Annotated in this window: 11 protein-coding genes; 10 read left to right on the top strand and 1 reads right to left on the bottom strand. The window is 38.3% G+C overall.

The window, feature by feature from the left end; translation table 11 throughout:
* Positions 1-147: 147 nt before the first annotated feature.
* On the top strand, positions 148-915 hold the full coding sequence (locus tag IE222_RS11130) for a SurA N-terminal domain-containing protein (RefSeq protein ID WP_191272747.1): 768 nt from the start codon (positions 148-150) through the stop codon (positions 913-915).
* 441 nt (positions 916-1,356) lie between these two features.
* Here the strand turns inward: IE222_RS11130 and IE222_RS11125 are convergent, their stop codons facing one another.
* The gene (locus IE222_RS11125; RefSeq protein ID WP_191272745.1) at positions 1,357-2,199 is read right to left on the bottom strand and encodes an SGNH/GDSL hydrolase family protein; all 843 of its coding nucleotides are present in this window, start codon (positions 2,197-2,199) and stop codon (positions 1,357-1,359) included.
* Between the two features lie 264 nt (positions 2,200-2,463).
* On the opposite strand from IE222_RS11125, the gene IE222_RS11120 reads away from it, so the two are divergent.
* From IE222_RS11120 to IE222_RS11080, 9 genes are all read left to right on the top strand, one after another.
* A complete protein-coding gene (locus IE222_RS11120; protein ID WP_191272744.1) occupies positions 2,464-3,213 on the top strand; it encodes a YveK family protein in 750 nt (249 codons plus the stop codon).
* Positions 3,203-3,907, top strand: coding sequence for a CpsD/CapB family tyrosine-protein kinase (locus tag IE222_RS11115; RefSeq protein WP_191272743.1), 705 nt, complete (start codon positions 3,203-3,205; stop codon positions 3,905-3,907). Before IE222_RS11120 ends, IE222_RS11115 begins: the two co-directional genes overlap by 11 nt.
* 99 nt (positions 3,908-4,006) lie before the next feature.
* Positions 4,007-4,771 carry a tyrosine-protein phosphatase gene (locus IE222_RS11110; RefSeq protein WP_191272742.1) on the top strand — a complete coding sequence of 255 codons (765 nt, stop codon included), beginning with the start codon at positions 4,007-4,009 and terminating at the stop codon, positions 4,769-4,771.
* Between the two features lie 468 nt (positions 4,772-5,239).
* Complete coding sequence (locus IE222_RS11105; protein WP_191272741.1) at positions 5,240-7,072, top strand: polysaccharide biosynthesis protein; 1,833 nt, start codon at positions 5,240-5,242, stop codon at positions 7,070-7,072.
* A 47-nt stretch (positions 7,073-7,119) separates the two neighbouring features.
* The gene (locus IE222_RS11100) at positions 7,120-7,773 is read left to right on the top strand and encodes a sugar transferase (RefSeq protein ID WP_191272739.1); all 654 of its coding nucleotides are present in this window, start codon (positions 7,120-7,122) and stop codon (positions 7,771-7,773) included.
* Between the two features lie 11 nt (positions 7,774-7,784).
* A complete protein-coding gene (locus tag IE222_RS11095; protein WP_191272737.1) occupies positions 7,785-8,633 on the top strand; it encodes an NAD-dependent epimerase/dehydratase family protein in 849 nt (282 codons plus the stop codon).
* A gap of 17 nt (positions 8,634-8,650) precedes the next feature.
* Positions 8,651-9,898 (top strand): glycosyltransferase family 4 protein, encoded by a 1,248-nt coding sequence (locus IE222_RS11090; protein ID WP_191272735.1) that lies wholly within the window; start codon positions 8,651-8,653, stop codon positions 9,896-9,898.
* The gene (locus tag IE222_RS11085; protein WP_191272733.1) at positions 9,888-10,925 is read left to right on the top strand and encodes a nucleoside-diphosphate sugar epimerase/dehydratase; all 1,038 of its coding nucleotides are present in this window, start codon (positions 9,888-9,890) and stop codon (positions 10,923-10,925) included. The genes IE222_RS11090 and IE222_RS11085 overlap by 11 nt, the downstream gene beginning before the upstream one ends.
* A gap of 14 nt (positions 10,926-10,939) precedes the next feature.
* Positions 10,940-12,049, top strand: coding sequence for a capsular polysaccharide biosynthesis protein CapF (locus tag IE222_RS11080; protein WP_191272731.1), 1,110 nt, complete (start codon positions 10,940-10,942; stop codon positions 12,047-12,049).
* The last annotated feature ends 3 nt before the right edge of the window (positions 12,050-12,052 follow it).

The following is a 12,052-nucleotide window of genomic DNA, read 5'->3' as shown; positions in this document are numbered from 1 at the left end:
GGTTTTCCTGTATGATAAAGCATTTCAATCCTGTTACAAATCTTAAGATTGATCACGTAAGGTTCTTTTTTCGTAAGATTTACTTTATAATGCGCAATAGATGATTTTTTTTGGAAAAATTACACTTCTAGCTGAAGGAGAGCGATTATGAAAAAAATAATGTTTATCGTAATAACCGGTCTAATGTCCGTGGTTTTAGCAGCATGCGGAGGAAATGAAGAAAGCAAAGAAGCTAAAAATGATAATAAAGCAAAAACAGCGGAAACCGAGCAGCAGAAGGAACAGCAAAAGCAAATGGAAGATATGCAAAAGAAATTAGAAGCGCAGCAAGTAGATGAAAAGAAAATTGTTGCCATCGTGAATGATAAAGAAATTTTAGGAAGCGACTATAACAATGCCTTAGCCTATACACAAGGACAAATGCAGCAAGTGGGACAAGATCCAACTTCTACAGAAGCTGCAGCGCAAGTGAAAAATCAAACAATTGACAGCTTAGTCGGACAAGCCCTTCTTCTTCAAGAGGCAGATAAAAAAGGCTACAAAGCTACGGAGGCAGATATTAAAAAGCGGCTGGATGAAACGAAAAAACAATTTAAAACAGAAAAGGAATTTGAGGCTGCTCTTAAAAAATCCGGCATGGATATGAAAACACTTGAAGCCCAAATAGCGGACGATATTAAATTTGCACAATACGTCGAGAAAGAAGTAGCGATTGGTAAAATAACCGATGAAGAAATTCAAAAAACATATGATCAATATGCGGAACAAGCAAAGAGCGCTGGACAAGAGGTCCCAAAAATGGAAGAAGTAAAACCGCAAATCGAAACATCCCTTAAACAGCAAAAGCAACAGGAAAAACTCGCTCAGCGGGTGGAAGAGCTAAAGAAAAATGGAAAGATTGATATTAAGATTTAAGCTGTTTTTTAATGATAAAAATAACATAACCTGAGTCTTTACGGTCCTTAAAGCGGTGCTCCAAAGAGCAAGTAGAGCAGTTCTAGCTGCTGTTTAAACAGGAAAATCAGATTTAGAGAGCAAGTAGAGCAGTTCTAGCTTCTGTCTAAACAGGAAAATTAGATTTAGAGAGCAAGTAGAGTAGTTCTATCTGCCGTCTAAACGGGAAAATCAGATTTAGAGAGCAAGTAGAGCAGTTCTAGCTGCTGTCTAAACAGGAAAATCAGATTTAGAGAGCAAGTAGAGCAGTTCTAGCTGCCGTCTAAATAGGAAAATTAAATTTAGGGAGCAAGTAAAAAGGTTCTACTTACCCTCTGAAAGGCAAACTGATGCTCCGGAGAGTAAGTAGAGCGTACAACCCACCGCCTAAGGCGCCTTCATAAACAACACAAAAAAAGCGAATCACTCAGATTCGCTTTCACCCTCACTAATCAAAAATCCAGCCAAATAGTCACTCCAAAGCTTGTTTCCTTTACTATTTGGAGCACTTAGATCCGATGTCAAATATGCCTTAATTTCTTCTGAGTTACCATCAGGCCAGGATGTCCAATGATCAAGGTAAGCAACCTGCTGCTCTTCAGCATACTCCTTCAGATCGGCTACTTGACGAGGGTAATGCTTTGCCTTGTAAAGCGGATAGGAAGGTTGAATGAGAAAGCTGGTGTCAGGCACCGCCTTTTTCACTGCATCCAGAATTTTCGTTACATCCGTTAAGGTTTTATCTGTTGTGCCAAATTCATTGTTTGTTAAGATGAATGGCTCAAACACAATCAAATCAGCAGCTTCCTTAGCGATTTCGTCTTCTTTAGCGTCTTTCAAAAATTGTGTGGTAGTAGATTCATAGGTATAGACACTAACTTCCATATGCTCCTCACCAAATGCCCCAACCAACCGAGCCTTCACATCGGCGAAAGGTCCATCAGACTCTGATCCGATAGCCGGAGACCCCACAAACAGTACCTTAAACGGCTTTTTTTCCTCCAGTGTTACCTTAAACCGCTCAACTGCATCCTTAGGCCAGTTCTCCGTTAAAGCCAGCAGCTTCTCAGCGTCCACACTCTTAGCCGGCTCTTCCGACTGAGCCGTAGCAGCAGTCTTCTCTGAACCAGCATCCGCATTGGTCCCATTCACCACAGCTTTGTCACCCTTCGCCGCAGCCTGCCGCTGCTCATTCCAATGCTGCTGCCCAAGATACAGGACGGTCAGAAAGGCGATGCCTAGTAACAGCGTAAGAATTTTCTTCATTTATATATACCCCCATATTAAAATCCAAGTCTATTATAGCAGATAAACATTTCCAATTTCCCCTGAATTCGACAACGTCTATGTAATTTTTCCTATTTTATAAGAAATTCCTGCCAAAATGTAAATTATCCTTCTAATTTATGACAAAAAGTTGTTTAATTAATACAGTAGAGTAAAATATGACAAATTAACTAAAAAAGTGACAAATTCATGGTATAATATCGTATGCTTTTGTATTGAATACGTAGGAGGGCTAAACCCAAAATGGAAGAGACTATAAGTTTAAAAGAGTTGTTTGAAACGTTGAAAAAACGGTTGATGTTAATCGTTTCTATTACATTACTTGCTGCAATCATCAGCGGAGTCGTCAGTTTCTTTGTGTTAACCCCGATTTACCAAGCTTCAACACTTATTCTCGTAAACCAAACAAAAAGTGAACAAGCCTTATATAACTCAGGTGAAGTGCAAACCAACCTAGCGTTAATCAACACCTATAACGGGATCATCAAGAGTCCAGCCATTTTAGACATTGTCGCTAAAGAACTAGATCTAAACATGACGGCTGGGCAATTAAACTCAAAAATTACTGTTGCCAGCGAAAACGGATCCCAATTGGTGAATCTTTCAGTACAAGATCCAAATCCACAAACAGCGGCGCTCATTGCCAACAAAACAGCTGAAGTATTCCAAAAAGAAATCGTGGATATTATGCACGTCGATAACGTCAAAATTTTATCGAAGGCAGTAGTGGCAGACAATCCATCCCCAATCAAACCGCAGCCATTATTAAATATCGCCATTGCGATGGTAGTTGGCTTAATGGCGGGTGTCGGAATTGCCTTCTTACTCGAGTACTTTGATAACACGATTAAAAACGAGCAAGATATCGAAAAGGAACTTGGTCTGCCAATCTTAGGTGTGATTGCGACGATTGAGGACCAAAAGCTAGAGGAATTGAAACGGCGCAGTGATGCTAGAAATACAACAGTGAGAGGTGAGACCCTTGGCTCTTAGAAAAAAGAAAAAACTAGTAAGTAAAGATGCACGACGTAAATTAATTACTGCGATTGCGCCAAAGTCGCCGATTGCGGAACAATATCGTACGGTTCGAACCAATATCCAATTTTCTTCGATTGATAATGAAATCAGAACCATCATGGTGACCTCATCAGGCCCAGCAGAAGGGAAATCAACAACGGTGGCAAACTTAGCGGTGACATTTGCTCAGCTAGGCAAGAAAGTGCTGCTTGTCGATGCCGACCTGCGCAAGCCGACAGTTCATCACACGTTTGCAACAGAGAATTTATTCGGCTTTACCTCCGTTTTAACAAGACAGCGGCCGCTTGTAAAAGCAGTTGTCGAATCCGATGAGCAGAATCTGTTTATTTTACCAAGCGGTCCGATTCCGCCAAATCCTGCGGAACTATTAAGCTCGAAATCAATGGATCAATTTATGGATGAGGCGAAAGACCTATTCGATTACATTTTATTTGATACGCCGCCATTATTAGCAGTAGCCGACCCGCAAATTCTTGCGAATAAATGTGACGGGACCATTCTCGTTGTCTTCAGTGAGAAGACGGAAATTGAGTTGGCAAAGAAGGGGAAAGAATTGCTGGAAACTGCCCAAAGCAAATTGCTTGGAGTGGTATTAAATGCCAAGGAGGCTAAAAAGGGCGATTATTACTACTATTATGGTAGCAAGTGACAAGATTCGACAAATTACGCCTCTTTACTAGGACTATAGACGGTGTTACGATGAAATCGTCACGAAATTGTCATAATTAATCGGAAAGAGTTGTCGTTAATGATTGATGTACATTGTCACATATTGCCAGGTTTAGATGATGGTGCGCAGGATTTGTCGGACAGCCTTCGCATGGCGAAACAGGCTGTCGAACAAGGAATCGACACAATTGTTGCGACACCTCATCACTTAAACAACCAATATGAAAATCCGAAACAAGTGATCTTAAATAAAGTTGATGGGTTAAACCAACTACTAAAAGCAGAAAAAATAGATGTAAAGATTGTTCCTGGGCAGGAAGTCCGGATTCATGGTGAAATGGTAGAGGGCTTTGCAAAGGAAGAAATCCTGCCGATCAATGGCAGCCAATATGTATTGGTGGAATTCTCCTCTTCTCATGTGCCGAGATACGCAGAAAGGTTGTTTTACGACCTGCAGGTAAATGGCTTGATTCCCATCATCGTGCATCCGGAGCGGAACCAAGAAATCATCGAACGTCCGGACATCCTCTATCAGTTTGTGAAAAAAGGCGCAATATCCCAAGTCACCGCTGCCAGCATCACAGGCGATTTTGGAAAAAAAATAAGGCAGTTTACATTGAAGTTAATCGAAGCGAATTTAACGCATTTGGTTGCTTCGGATGCCCATAACACCACAAACCGCGGCTTTAAACTGCGTGATGCCTACGATGTAATCGAAGCAAAGTACGGGAGTGAAATGGTGTATTTGCTGCTAGAAAATGCAGCGCTTATTGTGGATGGACTTCATGTCTATAAAGAAATACCAGAACGAATTAAAAAGAAGAAGTTTTTTAAGATTTTTTAGCAGATGTTATATGGGCCGCTTTTTCGGGTATAAAATTAGGAAATTAGAGAGATATAACCAAAATATAACATCTTATCAGGCAATAAAGCCTGAACGGCGAAGCTTCCTGTCCGTTATACATGGGAGCACTCGGCCGTGCTGTGGGTCTTTTGGAGGATAGAGATAGACCTTAGACGCTGCGTCGTCAAGAGCATGGTGTGAGGATGGGTTAGATGCCCAATAAAAAACATACACAAACCAATAATAAATACTTAATGAAAGGTTAAGTGTATTGCCACTTGCAATTTCATTAGGTATTTATTTTTTTGCTGTGAAAAAGGGCGGAGCTGCACAATTACAAAGATTAGCTCGATTCGTTTGGATTATATGATTGAGTTTGTCCATTTATTGTGTCAAAGCTTCGCTAACACCGCCTTTTTTGATTGGGGAAAGGCGTATTAGATTAGAGAAAAAATGGGGGAATGTCTGGTGACATATGGAAAGCGATTGGCTGCGCTGGCAATACTGGATTCAGCTATTGTACTAACAGCGGTTTACATAAGCTATTTTATTTTGGTTCCAAAGCTTTCGATTTTTGAAAATAAAATGCTGCTGGCTACGTCGATTACGTTGCTTATCAGCCATCATGTATTTGCATCGATGTATAAGTTATATAACAAGGCATGGCAATATGCGAGCATCGGTGAGTTGCTGGCTATCGTCAAAGCGGTGACGTTTACGATTATTGTGACAGGAATTATGCAAGAGCTGGGCTTCGGTAATATTTATGTCCGGGCACTTGCGATTACATGGATGCTGCATGTGCTGTTCATTGGAGGCTCGCGGTTTTCGTGGCGGATGTTCCGCGATAACGTCATGACTAAACAGAAGGACACCAAGAGGACGCTGATTATTGGGGCAGGTGCCGGGGGAACGATGGTAGCACGGCAATTGCTACATAACCATGACGTTGATTTAAAGCCGATAGCGTTTATAGATGATAACCCAAAGAAGTTGAAATTAGATTTTCTTGGTCTCCCAGTAGTCGGCGGTTCGGGAAAAATTGTTGAAGCGGTTGAAAAGTTCAATATCGAAAATATCATCATTGCCATCCCTTCCTTAAAAAAGGAAGAGCTAAACCGTATCTTTGATGAATGTGCAAAAACAAAAGCAAAAACGCAAATCATTCCTAGAATTGAAGACATTATGACCGGGAAAGTTTCTGTTAATCAATTCCGCGATGTCCAGGTGGAGGATCTTCTGGGAAGAGAACCTGTCGTATTAGATATCGGCAGTATTTCTGAAAAGGTTAGTGATAAAACAATATTAGTTACTGGTGCAGGCGGTTCGATTGGTTCGGAAATATGCCGGCAAATCTGCAAGTTTTACCCTAGTAAAATCGTGTTGGTTGGGCATGGGGAGAACAGTATTTATCAGATTGATATGGAACTGCGCAATAAATATCAAGGGCAGATTGAAGTTGTCCCTATGATTGGGGATATTCAAGACCGGGAACGAATCTTTGAAATTATGGAAGAACACCGTCCGTATGTAGTTTATCATGCGGCAGCACATAAGCATGTGCCGTTAATGGAATATAACCCTCGTGAAGCGGTGAAAAATAATATCTTTGGTACGAAGAATGTTGCCGAGGCGGCGGACACCTTCGGTGCTAATACCTTTGTAATGATTTCTTCGGATAAAGCGGTAAATCCACCGAATGTAATGGGAGCGACAAAGCGATTTGCGGAGATGGTTATTCAAACTCTAGCAACTACCAGCAAGACAAAGTTTGTGGCGGTTCGGTTTGGGAATGTACTTGGGAGCCGTGGTAGTGTTATTCCATTGTTTAAGAAGCAGATTCAAGCGGGTGGGCCGGTTACAGTTACTCATCCGGAAATGACGAGGTATTTCATGACGATTCCTGAAGCCTCAAGACTTGTGATTCAGGCTGGGTCGTTAGCACGTGGCGGTGAGGTGTTCGTGCTTGATATGGGTGAGCCAGTTAAGATTGTCGATCTTGCAAAAAATCTTATTAAACTATCGGGATATAATATAGAAGAAATCGGGATACATTTTACCGGGCTGCGTCCTGGGGAGAAGATGTATGAAGAGCTTCTAAATGAGAATGAGGTACATTCGAAGCAGGTTTTTGAGAAGATTCATATTGGTAAAGCGAAGGTTATTCATGCTGATGTGTTGTGTAAATTGATTGGTAGTTTGCTTGAGATGTCAGAACAGGATATGCATGATACTTTGATTGCGGTGGCTAACAATAAATTCGAAAGCACTTTAGCTTTTGTTGAAGCAAGTAGTACATGAGAGGTTAAGTGGATGTTTAGCCTCTTCTGATCGGGGTGGGTATTAGAGTGATATATAGAAAATATATAAAAAGAATATTAGATTTTATTCTTGCCTTTATAGGTATTGTAGTGCTTTCTCCGGTTTTCCTTCTATTAATAATATGTATTAAGCTTGATTCAAAGGGCCCAATATTATTTAAGCAGCGTAGGATTGGGAAAGATAAATCAGAGTTTTATATTTTTAAGTTTAGAACAATGAAAATAGACACTCCTAAAGATATGCCAACACACTTATTGAAAGATCCGGAAACTTATATTACAAGTGTCGGTAAATTTATGAGGAAGACTAGCTTAGATGAATTACCACAAATCTTGAATATTCTTAAAGGAGAAATGAGCATAATAGGTCCACGTCCTTGTCTCTGGAACCAGTTTGATTTAATCGAAGAAAGGGATAAGTATAAAGCAAATAATGTATACCCAGGTTTAACAGGATGGGCTCAGATAAATGGACGCGATGAATTACCTATCGATATTAAGGCAAGCCTTGATGGAGATTATGTGAAAAACTTGAGTTTTGCTTTCGATGTAAAGTGTTTTTTCGGTACTATAGTTAGCATTCTGAAGCACGATGGTGTTGTTGAGGGCGGTACCGGAGCACTTGAAAGAATGAAAGCTTCTGAATCAACAGCCGCAACAGCTAACAAAGAAGATAGGTGAAAAGGTAAATAATGAAGAGAGTACTTATTACCGCTAAAAATAGTTATGTAGGAAATGCATTTGCTGCATGGACTGCTAACAAATATCAAATGGAGTTTATCACCTGCCGTAATGACGAGTGGAAGAAAATGGACCTTTCTAACTACGATGTCATATTACATGTAGCAGGAATTGCTCACGTATCCACAGATCCCAATATGGAAAATGAATATTATAGGGTCAACAGGGACTTAACAATAGATTTAGCTGCAAAAGCAAAACAAGATGGAGTTAGACAGTTTATCTTTTTGAGCAGCATTATTGTTTATGGTGAAAGTAGTAGCGCAGAAAGAATTATTAAAAAGGATACTATCCCAGAGCCAAGTAATTTCTATGGTAATAGTAAGCTTCAAGCAGAAAAAGGAATTAAGCCATTAGCAAGTGAGCATTTTAAAATTGCAATTCTTAGGCCGCCGATGATTTATGGTAAAGGTTCTAAAGGGAATTATCCTAAATTAGCAAAGGCGGCACAGAAGTTGCCAATATTCCCGGACATAGATAATCAACGAAGTATGCTTCATATTGATAATTTGTGCGAATTTATAAGGCTTATGATTGAAAATGAAGAAAGTGGATTATTCTTCCCACAAAACAATGAATATGTTAAAACCTCCGAGATGGTTAGGCTAATTGCAAATACCCATGGTAGGGAGATAAAGTTGACGAAAATCTTTAATCCTTTGTTAAAACTATTAGGATTAAAGGTTGGAATTATAAATAAGGTATTTGGAAATTTAGTCTATGATCAGAGTTTATCAGTGTATAAACAGAATTATAGAGTAAGAAATTTAAAAGAATCTATTACGGTAACAGAAAAATAGAAAAAGTGGGTGAAGGGTTGAAAAAGCATATATTAGTCATTTCACAGTACTTCTACCCTGAACAATTTCGTATAAATGATATTTGTACTGAGTGGGTCAAGAGGGGTTATAAAGTAACAGTTTTAACGGGAATTCCTAATTATCCTCAAGGAAAGTATTACGACGGGTACGGATTGTTAAAGAAAAGAAAAGAATTATATAACGGCATTGAGATTATTCGAATTCCTCTTATACCTAGAGGTAACAGTTCAATAATGCTAGCTTTAAATTATTTGTCATTTGTAATCACGGGTTTCTTGTGGCAACTTTTTACGCGAATAAAAGCCGATTATGTGTTTATTTTTGAAGTATCTCCCATGACTCAAGCTTTGCCTGGTGTTTGGTATGCTAAAAAGAGGGAGATACCATGTTATTTATATGTTCAAGATCTTTGGCCTGAAAATGTAGAAATCATTACCGGGATTACTAATAAGACTATTATTGGTGCTATTGGTAAAATGGTAGATTATATCTATGCCCGGTGTACAAAAATATTTACAACATCAACTAGTTTTGTGGAATCGATTAAAAAACGTGGTGTTACATCAGAAAAGATAGAGAATTGGCCACAATACGCAGAAGACTTTTATAGACCAATTGAGAAAACTATTATTCCAGAAATTCCAAGTGATGATGCTTTTAATATAATTTTTGCGGGGAATATTGGTAATGCTCAAGGTTTGGATATTTTGCCGAAAGCTGCTTCCCTTCTTAAAAAGAGTAACCTAAATAAGAAAATTCGTTTTAATATTGTTGGGGATGGAAGGTATAAGGAAACACTAATTAATCAAGTTAATATAGCTAACGTTTCTGAGATGTTTAATTTTATTCCAAAGCAGCCTGCTGATAGAATACCAGAGTTTATGGCAGCCAGCGATGCGGCTTTCCTTTGTTTAACAGAAAGTCCATTATTTGAAATGACAATTCCTGCAAAGCTACAATCCTATTTGGCATGTGGTGTCCCGATAATTGCTTCTGCAGGTGGGGAAACAAGCAGAATAATCAAGGAATCTAATGCGGGTGTAAGCAGCCAGGCTGGAGATGACGAAAAACTTTGTGAAATAATAATAGAATTATTACTTAAATCGAAACAGGAATTAAATAAATTAGGACTAAATGCACGCCTATATTACGATAAAAACTTTAATAAAGTTGACTTATTAAATAGAATGGATAATTATTTTGGATTAAATCCAAACTTGGGGGAAAAACGAAATGTTCAATAATAAGACCTTATTAATAACCGGTGGAACAGGATCCTTTGGTAATGCAGTAATGAAAAGATTCTTGGATACTGACATAAAGGAAGTTCGAATATTTTCAAGGGATGAGAAAAAACAAGATGATATGAGAAAGCTTTATAAAAATGAAAAATTAAAGTTTTATATAGGTGATGTTAGGGATTTAGCAAGTGTTAAAAATGCAATGCACGGAGTAGATTATATTTTTCATGCAGCAGCCTTAAAACAAGTACCATCATGTGAATTCTTTCCTTTAGAAGCTGTAAAAACCAATATTATTGGAACAGATAATGTTTTAACTGCCGCAATAGAGTATGGAGTAAAAAAAGTTATCTGTCTTTCAACTGATAAAGCTGCTTACCCTATTAATGCAATGGGAATCTCAAAGGCAATGATGGAAAAGGTTTTTGTTGCAAAATCAAAAACAGTATCTCCAGACAGAACGCTTATCTGCGGAACAAGGTATGGTAATGTAATGGCTTCACGTGGTTCAGTAATTCCATTATTTATTGAACAAATTAAAGGTGGTCAGCCTTTAACAGTTACAGATCCAAATATGACAAGATTCCTGATGAGCTTAGAGGAAGCAGTTGAGCTAGTTGTATTTGCCTTCCAAAATGCAGAAACAGGAGACATTATGGTCCAAAAGTCACCGGCAAGTACAATTGGTGATCTTGCTCAAGCAGTAAAGGAATTGTTTAATGTTGATAATGATATTAAAATCATCGGAACACGACATGGGGAAAAGCGCTATGAAACATTGCTTACGAAAGAGGAGTATGTGGCAGCAGAGGATTTAGGTGGATTCTACAGAGTTCCTGCCGATCAAAGGGATCTTAACTATGATAAGTATTTCGATGAAGGGAATAAAAAGCTTACTACTGTAGAAGAATATAATTCGGATAATACACAAATCCTCACTGTAGAACAAATTAAAGAAAAATTATTGAAATTAGAATATGTACAGAATGAATTGAAGGAATGGAATAAAAAGACTTCTGTTATGAACTAAGGGTGGAACTAAAAATGAAAATTCTTGTTACTGGCTCTAAAGGTTTTTTAGGGAAAAACCTTGTGGCAGAACTCAAAAATAGGGGATATAACGATATATTGGAAATTACTAGAGAAAGTGATTCTACTTTACTAGAAAAGTATACAAAAGAGTGCGATTTTGTTTTTCATCTGGCTGGGGTTAATCGACCAAAGGATGAAAATGAATTCTTGGAAGGTAATTTTGGCTTTACTTCCCAATTGTTAGAGTTACTAAAAAAACATAGTAATAATGCCCCAGTGCTTATTACTTCCTCTATTCAGGCAGAAAAGGATAATCCTTATGGAAAAAGTAAAAAGGCTGGAGAAGATTTATTATTTAGTTACTCCAGTGATAATGATGTAAAAGTTTATGTCTATAGATTGCCAAACTTGTTTGGTAAGTGGAGTAAGCCCAATTATAATACAGTAGTTGCTACTTATTGTCATAATATTGCAAGAGGCTTAGACATTCAGGTAAACAATCCTGATGCAGAACTTACTTTTTGTTATATTGATGATGTTTTAGATGAATTCTTAAGAGCTCTAGGGGGGGACCCTACTCTCAGGGAAAACTATTGCTTTGTACCAGTAACTCATCAGATTAAACTTGGTGATTTAGCAAATTTAATAAGAAGCTTCAAAGAAAGCAGATTAGATTTAAGCATTCCAAATATGGAAGATGCCTTAACAAAAAAATTATACAGTACCTATTTAAGTTTTCTGCCGGAAGATCAGTTTTCTTATGATCTAAAAATGAATTGTGATCATAGAGGATCTTTTACAGAATTTATGCGAACACCTGAAAGAGGACAGGTTTCTATAAATGTATCAAAACCCGGTATTACCAAAGGGAAGCATTGGCACCATACTAAAAATGAAAAGTTCTTAGTTGTAAGTGGTGAAGGACTAATTCGGTTTAGAAAAATAGATTCTTATGAAATCATCGAGTATAGGGTTAGCGGAGAAAAGTTACAGGTTGTAGACATCCCTACTGGATATACACACTCCATTGTTAATGTAGGAGAAAGTGATCTTGTAACGGTAATGTGGGCTAATGAATGTTTTGACCCCGAAAAGCCCGACACCTATTTTTTGGAGGTATAAGTT

Origin of the sequence: Neobacillus kokaensis (assembly GCF_014656545.1) — a bacterium.
Taxonomy (GTDB): Bacteria; Bacillota; Bacilli; order Bacillales; family Cytobacillaceae; genus Neobacillus; species Neobacillus kokaensis.
The sequence above is the reverse complement of the archived record's forward strand: the minus strand, read 5'-3'. Positions and strand labels throughout refer to the sequence as shown.

What these genes read in the sequence shown, in the direction of transcription:
- IE222_RS11130 (WP_191272747.1), top strand. Translation starts at nt 148, where the DNA reads ATGAAAAAAATAATGTTTATCGTAATAACCGGTCTAATGTCCGTGGTT.
- IE222_RS11125 (WP_191272745.1), bottom strand. Translation starts at nt 2,199, where the DNA reads ATGAAGAAAATTCTTACGCTGTTACTAGGCATCGCCTTTCTGACCGTC.
- IE222_RS11120 (WP_191272744.1), top strand. Translation starts at nt 2,464, where the DNA reads ATGGAAGAGACTATAAGTTTAAAAGAGTTGTTTGAAACGTTGAAAAAA.
- IE222_RS11110 (WP_191272742.1), top strand. Translation starts at nt 4,007, where the DNA reads ATGATTGATGTACATTGTCACATATTGCCAGGTTTAGATGATGGTGCG.
- IE222_RS11095 (WP_191272737.1), top strand. Translation starts at nt 7,785, where the DNA reads ATGAAGAGAGTACTTATTACCGCTAAAAATAGTTATGTAGGAAATGCA.
- IE222_RS11085 (WP_191272733.1), top strand. Translation starts at nt 9,888, where the DNA reads ATGTTCAATAATAAGACCTTATTAATAACCGGTGGAACAGGATCCTTT.
- IE222_RS11080 (WP_191272731.1), top strand. Translation starts at nt 10,940, where the DNA reads ATGAAAATTCTTGTTACTGGCTCTAAAGGTTTTTTAGGGAAAAACCTT.